This is a genomic window from Candidatus Krumholzibacteriia bacterium (assembly GCA_030748535.1).
In the GTDB taxonomy this organism is placed as follows: domain Bacteria; phylum Krumholzibacteriota; class Krumholzibacteriia; order JACNKJ01; family JACNKJ01; genus JASMLU01.
On sequence record JASMLU010000001.1, the window covers coordinates 510366 to 525774 of the forward strand.

The 15409-nt window shown below is 56.3% G+C and carries 10 protein-coding genes; all 10 read right to left on the minus strand.

Features of this window, described 5'->3' with window-relative positions:
• Window positions 1–6 precede the first annotated feature (6 nt).
• Window positions 7–1110 (minus strand): glycine cleavage system aminomethyltransferase GcvT, encoded by a 1104-nt coding sequence (gene gcvT, locus QGH30_02415; GenBank protein ID MDP7021185.1) that lies wholly within the window; start codon window positions 1108–1110, stop codon window positions 7–9.
• 8 nt (window positions 1111–1118) lie between these two features.
• Window positions 1119–3923: an excinuclease ABC subunit UvrA gene (gene uvrA, locus QGH30_02420; GenBank protein ID MDP7021186.1), complete on the minus strand. Its 2805-nt coding sequence runs from the start codon at window positions 3921–3923 to the stop codon at window positions 1119–1121.
• Window positions 3913–7512: a tetratricopeptide repeat protein gene (locus QGH30_02425; GenBank protein ID MDP7021187.1), complete on the minus strand. Its 3600-nt coding sequence runs from the start codon at window positions 7510–7512 to the stop codon at window positions 3913–3915. Before QGH30_02425 ends, uvrA begins: the two co-directional genes overlap by 11 nt.
• Before the next feature lie 8 nt (window positions 7513–7520).
• Window positions 7521–8816 carry an asparagine--tRNA ligase gene (gene asnS / locus QGH30_02430; protein ID MDP7021188.1) on the minus strand — a complete coding sequence of 432 codons (1296 nt, stop codon included), beginning with the start codon at window positions 8814–8816 and terminating at the stop codon, window positions 7521–7523.
• A gap of 158 nt (window positions 8817–8974) precedes the next feature.
• On the minus strand, window positions 8975–9433 hold the full coding sequence (locus QGH30_02435; GenBank protein MDP7021189.1) for a hypothetical protein: 459 nt from the start codon (window positions 9431–9433) through the stop codon (window positions 8975–8977).
• Window positions 9434–9565: 132 nt separating this feature from the next.
• Entirely contained in the window at window positions 9566–10609 is a 1044-nt protein-coding gene (locus QGH30_02440) for a hypothetical protein (GenBank protein MDP7021190.1), read from the minus strand.
• 8 nt (window positions 10610–10617) lie between these two features.
• Window positions 10618–11889 carry a pitrilysin family protein gene (locus tag QGH30_02445; GenBank protein ID MDP7021191.1) on the minus strand — a complete coding sequence of 424 codons (1272 nt, stop codon included), beginning with the start codon at window positions 11887–11889 and terminating at the stop codon, window positions 10618–10620.
• A 1-nt stretch (window position 11890) separates the two neighbouring features.
• Window positions 11891–13981, minus strand: a complete 2091-nt coding sequence (locus QGH30_02450; GenBank protein ID MDP7021192.1) for a polyribonucleotide nucleotidyltransferase — start codon at window positions 13979–13981, stop codon at window positions 11891–11893.
• Window positions 13982–14080: 99 nt separating this feature from the next.
• On the minus strand, window positions 14081–14350 hold the full coding sequence (rpsO, locus tag QGH30_02455; GenBank protein ID MDP7021193.1) for a 30S ribosomal protein S15: 270 nt from the start codon (window positions 14348–14350) through the stop codon (window positions 14081–14083).
• A 129-nt stretch (window positions 14351–14479) separates the two neighbouring features.
• Entirely contained in the window at window positions 14480–15409 is a 930-nt protein-coding gene (ribF, locus tag QGH30_02460) for a riboflavin biosynthesis protein RibF (GenBank protein ID MDP7021194.1), read from the minus strand.

A 15409-nucleotide genomic window follows, 5' to 3' on the forward strand; every position in this document is an offset into this window, starting at 1 on the left:
CACTCCTCAGGCGCGTAGCGCAGCTTGCTGGTAGAAGGGTAACTTGCGGCGAATGGCCGATACCCTTTCTCCCCGGATCTCAACCGAGAGATCCGACTTGAGACAATCTCTTCTTACGAGAGCCAGACAAAGGTTCTCATCCAGAGTGGGAGCAAAGCTGCCACTCGTCACCCGCCCGACTTCCTCGTCTTCGCAGAAGACGGCAAAATCCTGCCTTGCAATTCTCCGCCCCGGAAGAGACAGACCTAGAAGTCGCTTTGCGGAAGGATCCTGTTTCCTTTCCCGAAGCGCATCCCGGCCAATGAAGTCACCCTTGTCCATTTTTACAAGCCAGAAGAGGCCGGCTTCGAAGGGGTCCGTTTCTTCGCCAAGCTCATTACCGTAGAGGCAGTAGCTGGCCTCAAAACGGAGAGTGTCTCTTGCCCCCAGACCCGCTGGCTTCAGGCCCGAATCGGCACCGAGGTCCATCAGCCGATCGGCAATTCCATGCGCCATTTCTGGGGGAAGATACATTTCATAGCCCAGTTCTCCGGTGTAGCCCGTGCGACTGAGAATCAGCGCCTGTTCCCCGAACTCCATCTTCATGAAATGGTAGTAGGGAAGGGCGTGAAGCTCCATGGTCCGCTCGGGGAAAAGTGCGGAGAGAAGACCGCGGCTTGCCGGGCCCTGAACAGCGATCTGTGCCGTTTGACTTGAGTGATCCTGAACTTCGAGGGACGGTAAACGATCCCGGCACCAAGCATACATCTTCTCAACATTCGAAGCGTTGACCACCAGGAGGTAATCCTCCTCGCCCATTTTATAGACGAGAAAATCATCGAGGATGCCCCCGTCCTCACGGCATGCAACGGTATAGAGGATGGAAGATTCGCCGAGAGAGGAAAGGTCATTGCTCACAATTCGCTGAAGTCCCTCGAGAGCCCCTGGCCCGCTGATGCGGATCTCCCCCATGTGGCTGACATCGAAGAGGCCGGCATTCTGGCGAACGGACTGATGCTCCTTGAACAGCCCATCATAGGAAACCGGAAGTTCCCAGCCGTGGAAGTCTACTAGTCGAGCGCCCATTTTCTCGTGCCATGAATGAAGCGGTGATTTCTTGAGAGTTTTCATTGAGGCTTTCAGGATGTCCTCCTGTCTTCCTCCCGACTCAGGAGGATCTTCCCTGTATGGCTTTCCGGGCAGTCCAGAATCCCTCTGGGCGGGCCCTCATAGACAAGCCCACCACCCTGGGGGCCTCCCTCGGGACCCAGGTCGACCAGCCAGTCGGCCTCCCGGATGATGTCGGGATTGTGTTCAATAATAATGACCGAATGGCCCCTGTCAACCAGGCGGTGAAGGATCCCCATGAGAGTACGAACATCTTCAAAGTGAAGACCGGTACTGGGTTCATCGAGTATGTAAAGCGTTCGCGAACGGTTCCGTCTCCCCAGTTCCTTCGCGATCTTCAGGCGCTGGGCCTCGCCCCCGGACAGGGATGTGGCACTCTGGCCCAGACGGAGATAGGAAAGACCCACATCCCGAAGACTCCCCAGTGACGAAGCCACCTTGGGCACCTCGGAAAAATGATCGAGTGCCTGCTCAATCGTCATGTCCAGAACTTCCGAGATATTCTTGCCACGATAATGGATTTCCCGCGTTTCCCGATTGAAGCGCTTCCCCCTGCATTGCTCGCAGGGGACAAAGGCCGGAGGCAGGAAGTGCAGGGTTACCTTTCGCTGCCCTTCGCCCTTGCAGGTCTCACAGCGCCCCCCCTTGATATTGAAACTGAATCGACCCGGACCGTAGCCGCGAAGCCGGCTTTCGGGCAAAGAGGCAAAGAGATCGCGAATCACTCCCCAGGCTCCACTGAAGGTCGCAGGATTGCTCCGGGGAGAACGCCCAATGGGCGCCTGATTCACATGAATCACATCCCCGAGATGCTCGCTCCCGAGAACTTCGTCACAGAGACCCGGTCGCTCCGTGCTGCCGCAAAGGTCCCGGGAAAGTGTTGCATAAAGGACATCGTGAACCAGGCTGCTCTTGCCGCTCCCGGACACCCCGCTCACACAGCTGAGGCGCGCGAGGGGAAAACGAACCCGAAGCCCCTTCAGGTTGTGTTGACGGGCACCCCGAACTTCCAGAAAGTCCGAAGGAAGCTCTCTTGGCTCCCGAAACTCGCCCGTATCTTCGCTAAGGCAACGGCCCGTGGGGCTATCTGCATTGCCGCGCAAATCCTCCAGGCTCCCCTGAGCCACCACGTTCCCGCCGTGTTCTCCCGCACCCGGGCCGAGGTCGATAATCCAGTCGGCCCTTTCCATGGTCTCCCGATCGTGTTCGACAAGGAGAATCGTGTTCCCCCGATCCCGCAAAGTGTGAAGCGTGTCGAGCAGGGCATGGTGGTCTTTCAGGTGAAGCCCGATGCTGGGTTCATCGAGAATGTATAAGACCCCGGTCATGCTGGTTCCAACCTGTTCTGCCAGAGAGAGACGCTGGCGTTCTCCTCCTGAAAGTGTGTTGGCTCTTCGATTCAGGGACAGGTAGCCAAGCCCGACTTTTCTTAGAAATCCGAGCCGGCTGCGAATCTCGGGCAGGATCTCCGATGCCACCGCTCCCCGGGCTCCGGAAAAACCCAGGCGATCGAAAAAGGGAAGCAGTTCATCGAGGGAGAGAGAAGAAAGCTCGGCAAAGTTCAAGCCTCCCAGTCGAACCCGCAGAGCTTCGGCACCAAGGCGCTGCCCCTTGCACTCCGGACAGGGATCCTTGGCCATAGCCTTCTCGATCAGCTTGCGAAGAGGCGTACTGGAAGTCTCCCGGTAGCGTCTCTCCAGATAGGGAAGAAGCCCTTCGTAGTTCCGGGATCTGCGACCGCGGGGAGTCTGCAGTTCAATGCTGATTCCCTTTTCGCCATTGCCATACAGAAGCAGACGGCGCGTTTCCCGTGAGAGTGAGGAGTAGGGAACCTTCATGGAGAAATCGAGGGCGTTTGCAAGTGCTTCCACCTGCACATAGAGCCAGGACCCGCGGGCACCCTTGAGAATGTCAATCGCCCCCTTTTCCAGACTCAGGCTCTCATCCCGGATCAGGAGGCTCTCGCTGAGCTTCATCTGAGTCCCCATGCCCTGGCAGGCAGGGCAGGCTCCGCTGCGGCTGTTAAAAGAGAAGAGACCGGGAGACAGCTTTGGCAGGCTTCCCCTCTCGGCGCTAGCCAAAGAAAAGGTCCACTCTTCCTTTCCGCAAAGAATGCGCACCCGACCTGAGCCCAGAGCAAGAGCACGATCCAGCCCGGCAGAGAGGCGCTTGTGGCTTTTCTCCCGGAGCAGGATCCGGTCGACCACTGCATCTACACTGTTTCTCTGTTGTGCCGGCAGGGAGGGAAGATCATCGAGATCCACTACCTCTCCGTTCAGCCGGACCCGCACAATTCCCGACTTGCGAAGGCGATCCAGCAAACGCTTCTGCGCCCCCTTCCTTTCCTCCAGCACCGGAGCAAAGAGTGTCAGGGAAGAATCTTCCTCCAGTCCTTTCAGCCTTTCGAGAATCCCTTTTCTGTCCAGATGAAAACCCTGGCTGCCCTCTCCCAACTCCCCCAGTCTCGCATAGAGGAGGCGCAGGAAATTGCCGATCTCACTGATCGTGCCCACCGTGGAGCGAGGGCCGGCCTGTGTGCTGTGCTGAGTGACCGCAACGGCGGGGCTCAGACCTTCTATCAGATCAACATCGGGTTTCCCGAGTTCCCCCAGTAGCTGTCGAGCCTGGGAGGACAAGCTCTCGACATAGCGTCGCTGCCCTTCGGCAAAGAGGGTGTCGAGAGCAAGACTGCTCTTGCCCGAACCGCTCAAGCCGGTCAGAACCGTAATGGAGTAACGGGGAATCTCGAGGTCGATGTTGCGAAGATTGTTCTCCCGGGCCCCGAATATGCGAATCGGGGGAGCCTTACGGGACATTGGCGTTTCCCGCAAGACGCTCGAGCCCCTCCCGGGCGGCTCGCCCGAAGTCGGAGTTCTCGCCCTGGGAGGAAAGAACCTTGCGGAAGAGACGGTCGGCCTGACTGGCATCCCCGAGTTTTTCGCTAAGCAAGGCGCTTCGAAGCGTGGCCGTCACCCCCCACATCCCCTGGTCATTGTAGAGGTAGGAAACTTTCAGGAACGCGGTGGCCGCTTCTGCGAGATCTCCCCGGGCTTCCAGACAGTCGGCGATCCAGAAATGGAGCCTCGCCTTGCCCTCCCGGTCCTGAAAAAACTCCGCGTTCCGGTAGGCCAGAAGGGCCCGGTCAAACTGCCCGAGTTGCTGGAAGAAATAACCAAGCTTCATCATGGCCTCGGGCACTTTCCCGTCTTCCGGATAGCGGGCAAGAAAAGACTGGATGCGCTCCAGAGCCTCCCGGGGATTCCCCGTTTTTTCCAGGGCAAGCGACGACCAGTAAAGCAGGTCCGCGTCCGGGTTTTCTTCCAGGGATAGAGCCAGCTCGTAATTGCGACTGGCCTCCTCGTAGTCGCCACGATTAAAGAGAATCCCGGCCGCTTTGACAGATGCACGAAATGCGGCAGGGCTTCCCGGGTGCTCTTCCTGCAAGGTAGCAAAGAGAGACAGAGCGCGGTCATATCGCCCGGCCCGTGCTTCAATGAGGGCTGTCTCGAAGCTCACTTCCGCAGCGGCCACACTCTCCCCGTGACGATCCAGACAGAGAGAAAACCAGCGTCGGGCTTCTTCCAGCCTGCCCTCTTTCCCATGCCATCGACCGAAGGCAAGAAGGACTCTCGCGCTCTCATCTTCTCCAAGGGGGCTTGCATCCTCCAGAGACTTCCAGATCGCAAGAGCCTCCTCCCCCCGATCCAGTTGAAGAAGCGAGCGAATGCGGAGCGAACGCAGCAGAGGAAGATTCTCTCCGGAATCCGTTCGGGTAAGAAGGGAATCACAAAGTGCCAGAGCCTCTTTTCCCTGCCCTGAATCCAGAGCGCCGCGAGCAAGTTCGATGGCCGATTCCTCAGAGTAACGACCCGACCAGCCGAGCTTCAGAAGTTCCTGCAAGACTCCTTGTCGGGAAGATGCTTCTGTGGGAAGAGCGGCCAGCCGCCAGAGAGCTTCCCGACGGAAACGCTCTTCGCCATTTTGGGAAAGCCAGACAAGATCCTTCCGCTGGGCATCCCCCTCTCCCATCCTCTCGGCCGCCAGAGCCGAGCGGAATACGGTGTCGTCCACAAAGGGATTGTCCGGGTACTCCTCGCGAATTCTCCGATAGTAGTCTCGAGCCTTCTCCCAGTTTCTCAGAAAAAAGTGACAGTCTCCAAGATGGATCAGGCAACGGGGAATTCGTGAGCTTCCGGGAGCCATGCTTTCGTATTCACCGAAGAGAGTGAGCGCCGTTCGAAATTCCTTTCTCTTTTCAGCCAGTTCACCAAGGCCATAGCGAGCCTCCACTCCCTCATAGCGGGTGGAGAACTGGTCGAGAAGAATCCGGTACTGAATCTCCGCATCTTCCATGCGGTTCAATTTCCGGGAAGCACGGGCGAGAGTCAGTCGAGTGGCGGGTGCTGCGGCCCCGCTGGAGTCCAGAGTCAGAGATCTCCGGCAATCTTCAAGCACGGCCAGAATGCGTTCTTCCTCGATGTCGCCGGACTGCTGCTCCAGAAGAATCTCCGCCCTGCGGGAAAGAAGAAGTGCAGAACGCGGGGAGGCAGGCCAACTTTCAAGATACAGATCGAGGAAGGGCATCTGTTCCGGGCCCTGTTCCAGGCGGTCCAGTTCCAGAAGTGTCCGCTCATAATCGCTGCCTTCCAGAGTTTCCGGGCGGCTCGAACGCGAGGCCCAGCGAAAAAACTCCAGAGCGCGCTCCCGCCACTGGAGTGCGGTCTTCTCATCGCCGGCAAGAACCAGTTTCCGGGACTGAAGAGCGGAGACGCGACCTGCCTCATACGCGGCATGGGCCGACTCGTCAAGATCCTCCAGAGACTCCGAGAGTGCTTCAAAATGTGCGACGGCGCGGGGAAAATCCTTCAGTTGCTCTGAGAAGACCCGCCCCAATCTCAGGGAGGCGGCAACACTGAGTTTGGACTCGGATCGCAGGATATCGACAAGTTCCTCGACCGCAGCCTCCTTCAGCACCCGCTCGTAGCGTGCGACGGACTCCAGATGGTCCCGGGCCTGCAGTCCCCAATGGCTTCCTCCGTACTCCTCCTGAAGTTTCATCAAGAGGAAATCGCCCTCTGCGCCACGCTCCAGTTCCGCAAGAAGAAGGGCACGATAATAGAGAGACTCCTGATACTCGCTTGCCCTGCTTTTTTCCTTTTCGAGCAGTTCCCAAGCCTGCAGAGCCGGCATGTTTTCATCCCGATTCCGGAAATATAACCCGAGACGAAGGAGGCTTTGGGAACGTTCTCTTGCAGAATCGAGAAGAGGAAACAAGTCGCTGTGAAAAACAGGATACTCCGAGCCGGGGTCATCCTCAAAGACGGTCTCGCATAATGCGAGCAGCGTCTCTCTTTTCTGTTCGACGTTCAGGTCCAACTCCAGGGACTTCCTCCAGGAGGCTTCCGCTTCACCTTCCTTGCCGAGGGAGTCCAGAGTTCTGGACTGCAGAATCCAGAGTGAAGACGAACTGCCGTGAGTCCGAATTGCTTTTCCGAGAATCAAGAGAGCTTTCCGGGGGTCAGCCGCACTCAGCAGAAGTTCCGCTTCCCGCATGGCCTGTACCTGCGAGTCGGCCCTTCCCGGGAAACGAAGCTGGAGTTCCCCCAGAGCAGAGGCGGCCTCCTTCAAGTGACCGTATTCCTCCAGATAGTCTGCCTTCCTTTGCAATGCCCGAAGAACCAATTCCTTCTCGTCGAAGCGGGAGAGGATCCAGTCGATTTCATCAAGGGCCTTGCCGGTCTCCCCCTGTGAATGACGAATTCCAGCAAGACGCAGGGAAGCAAAACCCGCAAGGGGATGGTTCGGCAGAGAACCTTTCAGTGCTTCCAGATCCAGAGCGGCACTTTGCGGATTGTCTTCCCCTCGCAGGTCTGCTCTCTCGTAGAGAGCCTTTCCGAGGAGTTCGGAGTCCGAACTGTTTTCGACAATCCAGGCAAGCAGTTGCAAGGCTGCCGGTCGGTTCCCCTGCGCATGGCGAATTCTCGCGGAAAGATAGACGACCTCGCCCTTCTCTTCGCAGTCAGGGTGCTCCCGGAGAAGCCTCTCGATCAGGGGGTCAGCAAGTTCGAAGCGACCCTCCCGGGCGCACTCTCTGGCTGATTGAAAGAGAAGGTCACAGAGACGGGGATCCTCGGGTCGAAGATCGGCAAATCGCTGAAGGTGTCGAGACAGTTTCTCCAGTTCCCCCAAGGCAAGTGCGCTGAGAGATGCCAGATGATGGATTTCATGAGAAAGTTCGTGTCCGGGATTCTTTGACAGAGAGGATTCCATCTCTCGAAGGGCGACCTCATGGAGACCATCTTCATGGAGTTTCTGAAAAAACTGCAGCTCCTCGCCGGCATCAAGAGCCAAGGCCGAGGACAGCGAGAAAAGAAGGAGAGCCGGAAAGATCCAGGCGAACTTCATTGATTACCTCATGGCTTGATCCGGTACATCATTCTCGGGAAGGGGATGCACTCCCGTACATGCTTCCGCCCTGTCAACCAGGCAAGGGTTCTCTCCACACCGAGCCCGAATCCGGCATGAGGAAAACTGCCATAGCGCCGAAGATCCAGGTACCAATCGTAGGGTTCGCGGGGAAGCCCGTGTTCCTCGATTCTCTTTTCCAGAAATTCAAGATCGGAAGAACGCGCCCCTCCCCCGATGATTTCACCATAGCCTTCACTGGCAAGACAATCCACTGACATGCAGTGTTTTTCGCTCTCCGGGTCTGGCTCCATGTAGAAGGCCTTGATAGCTGTCGGAAAGTGATGCACAAATACCGGGCGGTCGTACTTCTCTGAAAGAGCGGTCTCGTCCTCTGCTCCAAAGTCATTTCCCCATTCAAAGTCTCGCCCCATGTCCTGAAGCATCTGCACGGCCTCATCATAATGAACTCTGGGGAAAGGAGCCTTGATCTTTTCCAGCACACTGACATCCCGCTCCAGAACATTCTCCAGCAGGTCCCGGTGCTCGTGAAGAACCCTTCCCGTGATGTACTCCAGCATCCTCTCGCTGGTTTCCATGACATCATTCAGATCTGCGAAGGCCATCTCCGGCTCCACCATCCAGAACTCTGTCAGGTGGCGACGGGTTTTGCTTTTCTCGGCACGAAAGGCCGGACCGAAGCAATAGACCTTACCAAAAGCCGCTGCGGCCGCTTCGTTGTAAAGCTGCCCACTCTGCGTGAGGTAGGCCTCTTCTTCAAAGTAGTCCACGGTAAAGAGAGTGGTCGTTCCTTCTACAGAGCTCGGTGTAAAAACCGGAGCATCTACGAGAAGGAAACCTTCTCCATCGAGAAAATCACGGATACTCCGGATCAGAGTGGCACGGATGGTCAGTACCGAATGCTGGATTCTGCTCCGAAGCCACAGGTGTCTGCGCTCCAGAAGGTAGTCGATCCCGTGTTCCTTGGGAGTAATCGGGTAGTTCTCACTCCCTGACAGGAGACGAAGATCCTTGACCAGAAGCTCATAGCCTCCGGGAGCTCGATCATCCTTGTGGACTTCCCCTTCCAGCTCAATGCAGCTTTCCTGTGTCAGGGACTGGGCCAGAGAGAAGACTTCCTCTCCGATGTCATTCAGGGAAACAATGGACTGGAGAATCCCGCTGCCATCTCTCACCTGAAGAAACTGGAGTTTCTTGCTCCCCCGCTTCCCATAGAGCCAGCCCCGGATTCTCACCCGTTCCCCGTCATGGTTTGCAAGCTCGGCGATTCTCACTTCGTGCATGTTCTCTCCCAGAGTCTCAAAACAGAAAGCCCAAGAACCATTGCTTTCGAAGCAGGGATTGTATCAGAGGGGAATGACTTTTCAATAGCAGAAGGAAAAGAAGAGTCAGGAGCAAAAAAAAGAGGGGAGGACGAATCCTCCCCCCAGCGAGAAATCAGCTACTTTTTGCGGGCCTTCTTGGCGGCCTTCTTCTTGGTCGCCTTTTTCTTGGCCGGCTTCTTTTTCGCAGCCTTCCTCTTGGCGGCCTTCTTCACGACCTTCTTCTTGGTCGCCTTTTTCTTGGCGGCCTTTCTCGCGGTCTTCTTCTTGGCAGCCTTCTTCACGACCTTCTTCTTGGTCGCCTTTTTCTTGGCAGCCTTTTTCGCGGTCTTCTTCTTGGCGGCCTTCTTCACGACCTTCTTCTTGGTCGCCTTTTTCTTGGCAGCCTTCTTCGCGGTCTTCTTCTTGGCAGCCTTCTTCACGACCTTCTTCTTGGTCGCCTTTTTCTTGGCGGCCTTCTTGACAACCTTCTTCTTGGCAGCCTTCTTCGCGGTCTTCTTCTTCGCGACTTTGCGGACCGTCTTCTTCTTCACGGCCTTCCTCTTGGCAGCCTTCTTGACAACCTTCTTCTTCGGCATTGCCTATCCTCCTGACTAGGTAATCAAACACATGAAGAGGAATCGATCCTGCTTCAATGGAATGAGTAACGAAAGACTGAAAAACTTGTAAAGAAGTTTTTCCCTGTATTGCGTTTTTTTTGAAACCGCTCTTCAGCTTTCATTCACTGGAGAAGCAAGTTCCCGGGAACGGTTTTCAATTTTCACTTGCCTGGACGGGTAGTCGCGAATCGTCAAGTGCGCGCGAGTCCAGGGAAATTCCTGTCCAAGGTAAAGTGCCTGGGCCGCGAGATCCCTGTCTTTAAAGGCTCTCTCGCACTTCTCTCTTTTCCTTCCTTCGAGTCCTTCGAGTTCCCTTTCCAGGGATGTTTCGAAATCTGCGATGAGATAGATGCGATAGTCGAAGAAAGCAAAGACATCTTCCTGAAAGAGAAAGGGACCATCGAGAAGAAGAATACTTCGTGAACCAAGTTCCAGATGACGCTTCCCTTCGTGTCGCTCCCGATCCGGATTGAAGACATCATAACTGAGGGAGCGGGATGTCCCTCCCTGCAAGGGAAGGAGAACTTGCTCGCGAAGGCGGTCAAGGTCGAATCGTTTTCGATAGTATCTTTCGGCCGGCGGATAGCTGCGATCCCTGCGCTGCTTTCTCGCCGCCGTAAAATCACGGAGAGAAATATGGACGGGGTCAAATCCCAGTGAGGTCAAAACGACAGACAGATCTTCACAGAAACGAGTTTTGCCTGAATGCCGAATTCCGTTGACCGCGGTGAGGAATGGTCGATCCTCCCGCTTGCGTTTCATGTGAAGGAGAAGAGAGATCGCGTCCTTCACCACAAGAGAGGGTGCGAGAACTTTCTCAACATTCAGACCTTCTCCCGGATCCAGAACGGGTACTCCCAGCTTTCTCGCCCATGAGGTTCTACCTCCATGACGGGAAACAAAAAGGGTGGAACCCAGCTTGCCCTCCGCATGAAGTGCCGCCAGAAGAGGTCGCCCTTCATCCAGTGATGAGCCTGAGAAGATCCTGTGGAAGAATGTGTCTCTTCTTACCTGGTCGGGAACCTCTCCCGGGAGAAAGAGACAGCGCTCTCTGTGGTCAGTCTCCAGTGTCCGCTTCCAGACTTGAAGTGTTTCAGGGTTGGAGATGATGTCCCGGTCCAAAAGAAGAGAGCTGGCGTCACTTGCCAGAGGCATGTCTCCCATCAGAATGGACTCCTCTCTTCATTGGGACCGATGGACACCAGAGAGAGGGACTCGGGATCCAGAAACTCTTCCGCCAGTTCCTGAAGTGTTCCTGCCTGTACGGAGTCCACTCCCTCCACGATCTCTTCCAACTCAAGAAATCTCCCGTAACTGAGTTCATTCCTTGCAAGGCGGGCCATGCGACCAGGGATACTCTCCATGGACAGAAGCAGGCTTCCCTTCAACTGCGCCTTGGCGTCCTCCAGTTCCTGCTCTCCGCAACCCTCCCGTGCCAGCTTTTGGAATTCATCCAGAGTTCTCCCCAGAGCTTCCTTCCTGCGTTTTGGAGATACAGCCATTGAAGTTCCCAGAGTGCCCGTATCTGAAGCAAAGTCTGCATGGCTGTAGACTGAATATGCAAGCCCGGATCTCTCGCGAATCTCCTGAAAAAGGCGACTGCTCATGCTCCCACCGAGAATCGTGGAAAGCAGGAACATCCCATAGCGGCGGGGATCATGAAAGCTCATACCTCGCCTCCCCAGCCAGAGATGCTGTTGCTTCAGATCCCGGGAAACATGCCGAAATGACTTGTGCGGTTTCGAAGGGGAAGGGAAGTCCCGATCCACATCGCCTGCTGCGGTCCGGGGAAAATGATCCTGAACCCGGGAGAAGACCTCCTCGTGAGTAAGAGGCCCCGCAACGGCGATCACTAGCCGGTCCGCACTGTAGCGCTTCTTCATCCACTGCCGGACATCTTCGGCGCTAAACGAGAGGACGGATTCCTCGTTCCCAAGAATCGGCTGGGCCAAGGGGTGCTCGCCAAAGATCTCCTCGCTTGCAAGGTCATGGATCCAGTCATTGGGATCATCAGTGACACCGCGAATCTCCTCGACGACCACCATTTTTTCCAGCTCCAGCATCTCCGGCTCCAGAAGAGCGTTATGCAGGAGATCCGATAGAAGATCGATCGCCGTATCGAAATGTTCCGCCAGAACTCTCGCGCTGAAACAGGTGCTCTCTTTTGAAGTGAAAGCGTCCAACTGCCCCCCCAGACGATCCAGGCAGGACGCGATTTCGAAAGCACTGCGATTTCGGCTCCCCTTGAAGACCATGTGCTCCAGGAAATGGCTGATCCCCTGGAGGCGGCCTTCCTCATGCCGGCTGCCACTGCGAATCCAGACTCCCATCGAAACCGAGAGAGCTGAAGGCAGGGTCTGGCTAAGCAAAGTGGCCCCCCCGGGGAGGGCCACTTTCTTTCTGTCTTCCTGAATCGCATAAAGCTTGGGATTCATACTACCGGCTTTCTGCCGCCTCCTGAAGAAGAGCCTTCCGGCTCAGACGAATCTTGCCGGAAGAGTCCACTTCCAGAACCTTCACCTGAACAGCGTCGCCGACCTGCAGAACATCTTCCACCCTGTCGATCCGACGTGTATCCACTTCAGAAATGTGCAGCAGTCCTTCCTTGCCGGGAAGGATCTCCACAAAGGCACCGAACTTGACGATGTCCTTCACCTTGCCTTCGTAGACCTTTCCGACTTCGGCATCAGCCGTCAGCATCCGAACCCAGTCAAGAGCCGCATCGCCACTCTCCTGGTCGACCGCAGCGATCTTGACTGTTCCGTCGTCTTCGACTTCCAGCGATGCTCCGGTCTCATCCTGGATTCGGCGAATGGTCGCACCACCCTTGCCGATGATGTCCCGAATCTTGTCCGTAGGAATGCTGATCGAAGTGATCTTCGGTGCATAGGGACTCAGGCTTTCACGAGACTTGTCAATCGCCTCATTCATCACATCCAGAATATGCGCTCTGGCCGTCCGGGCCTGCTCCAGTGCCTGCGCCATGATCTCGCGGGGAAGACCCTCGATCTTGGTGTCCAGCTGGAAGGCTGTGATTCCCTTCGCGCTTCCCGTAACCTTGAAGTCCATGTCTCCGAGGTGATCCTCGAGTCCCTGAATGTCCGTCAGGATGCGATAGCGCTCCCCGTCGGTGATCAGGCCCATGGCAACACCAGCCACATGGTTTTCCAGAGGAACTCCACCGTCCATCATGGCAAGACTGCCACCGCAGACCGAGGCCATGGAACTCGAACCATTCGACTCGGTGATGTCACTGACAATCCTCAGGGTGTAAGGAAAGACATCTTCGCCGGGAACATGATTGCTCAGGGCACGCTCGGCCAGGTTACCGTGACCAATCTCACGGCGACTGGTGAAAAAGCGGCCCGTTTCGCCCACACTGAATCCGGGGAAGTTGTAATGAAGCATGAAACGCTTGAAGTACTCGCCCTCAATGCTGTCGATTCGCTGCTCGTCGCGGGAAGTACCCAGAGTCAGAGCGACCAGCGCCTGGGTTTCACCACGGGTAAAGAGAGCAGAACCGTGAGCGCGGGGCAGGTAGCCCAACTCGACACTGATCGCACGGACCTCTTCGAGCTTTCGGCCATCGGCCCGCAGTTCCTCATCGAGGATCATCTTGCGCATGAGCTTTTTCTCAAGATGAGAGAAGGCCTTGCCAAGCCACTTCTCCTGCTCCGGAAAAGCTTCGGCCTGCTCCTCGAGAACCTTCGCCTTGAGTGAGTGAAGATCTGCTTCCCGCTGCTTCTTGTGGTCATTGCGACCAAGACGATCGAGTTCCTCGCCGTAGCTGTTCTCCACGGCTTCGGCGATTCCTTCAGGCATTTCCGGCGGAGAGAAAGAGAGCTTCTCTTTGCCATCGGCCTTTTCAAAGAGTTCCCTTTGCAGGGCGTTCATTCTCCGGACGTTCTCATGTGCGAACTCGATGGCCGCGATCATGTCTTCTTCGGAGACCTCTTTTGCGCTTCCTTCCACCATCATGATGGAAGTGTCACTTCCGGCCACAACGATGTTGATATCGCTGTCAAGAGATTCGTCGGTCGTGGGGTTGGCCTTGAAACTGCCATCCACCCGGGAAACCCTCACACCGGAAATCACATCCCCGAAGGGGATCGACGAGAGGTTCAGTGCCGTGCTGGCACCAGTGATCGCCAGAGTATCCGGCTCATTGACTCCGTCATAACTGAGAACAAAGGCCACTACCTGGACCTCGTTCATGAAACCGTCGGGAAATAGAGGACGGATGGGACGGTCCACCAGTCGACTGGTCAGGGTTTCCTTTTCCGTGGGGCGTGCCTCACGCTTGAAAAACCCTCCAGGAATCTTCCCGGCCGCATAGTACTTTTCCCGGTACTCGACCATCAGGGGAAACCAGCCGCGCTCGGGATCTTCCCGACCGACAACAGCGGTTACAAGGACCAGGGTGTCGCCCTGGCGAACGAGAACGGAACCGGACGCCTGACGGGCGATCTTCCCGGTTTCCAGGACATACTCCTGCCCTGACAGTTCGAGACTGACTCTAGAATGCATGAATTACCTCCGTGGCCCGGATGGGCCATGGGCGGGAATGAGAAGGGACTCTCCCTTCGGGTGGAGGGGACCTTCCCCCCCAATTCATTTCCTGCCGACTTACCTTCGCAGGCCGAGGTCCTTGATCAACTGACGGTAAACATCAAGCTTGTTCTTCTTCAGGTAATCAAGAAGCCGGCGGCGTCGGCCGACCAGCTTCATGAGTCCGCGACGGGAATGATGATCCTTCGCGTGAACCTTGAAGTGTTCCGTCAACTGGCTGATCCGTTCCGTCAGAAGCGCAATCTGCACTTCCGCAGAACCGGAATCCTCGGTGTGAAGTCGATACTTATCAATGATGCTTTTTTTAGCATTCGGCTCAAGTGCCATCGTCGATACCTCCAGGAGGGTTGAGCTGACACGATGGCGGCAGGCGATTTCACCCACCAACAGGACAGCAAGCTAACACAGTCCCTTTCGGCTGTAAAGGGTCTGAGCTGAAGTCTTTACGGGTTTTTATCAGGAATTCCGTCCGAGAAACCGTCTCAGATTTCTGACATCTTCCTCGATCTGCCGAACCAGAGAGGCCAGATCCGGAAAGCGTTGTTCATCTCTAATTCGTTGAAATATATCCAGTTCCAAGACCTCTCCCAGAAGATCCCGGTGAAAGTCCAGCAGATGGACTTCCGCCACAAAGGAATCCCTCAGCGTGGGAGCCCAGCCGAGATTCATGAGGCCCGGAAAGGCCGCATCCTCGAGTCTCGCCTCCACCCGGTAGACTCCGGGAGGAGGAAGCAGTTTTTCCGGCAGAAAGGCATCGAGGTTTGCCGTGGGAAATCCAAGTTCCCTTCCCTTGCCGGCACCCCGAACGACACGGCCGCTCAATCTCCAGGGCCGACCCAGTTGGGCTGCAACTTCCTCCAGCCGCCCTTCCCGAAGATCCCTTCGAATGCGGGTACTGCTGATCACCTGCCCCTCATGAAGACAGGGAGGTATCACCTCCACGGAAAAGCCTCGCAAAGCACCTTCCTTCCGGAGCTCCTCAATGCCTCCTTCACGGTCGCGGCCCATTCGAAAGTCCTCCCCGATCACCAGACTTTGGGTTCCGAGTGCGGAAGACAGAACTTCCGCGCAAAACTGTTCAAAGGGCAGGGCGGCCCACTCAGGACTGAAGGGCAGAAGCAGAATTTCATCAATCCCACGTCGTCCGATTTCCAGACATCGCTCCTCAGGAGTGCAGATCAGGGAAGGAGACTGCTCCGGGCGAGTCACCGCAAGAGGATGGGGATCAAAGCTGAGAACCAGCGAAGTGTCCAATGACTCCTCATCCTTCCGAAGTTTGAGCTGGTCCAGGATCTTCGCATGCCCCCGGTGGATGCCATCAAAGACCCCCACCGCTACCGAACGGCTCTGTCCTCCGGGAACTTCTGCAGGATCCCGATAGATCAT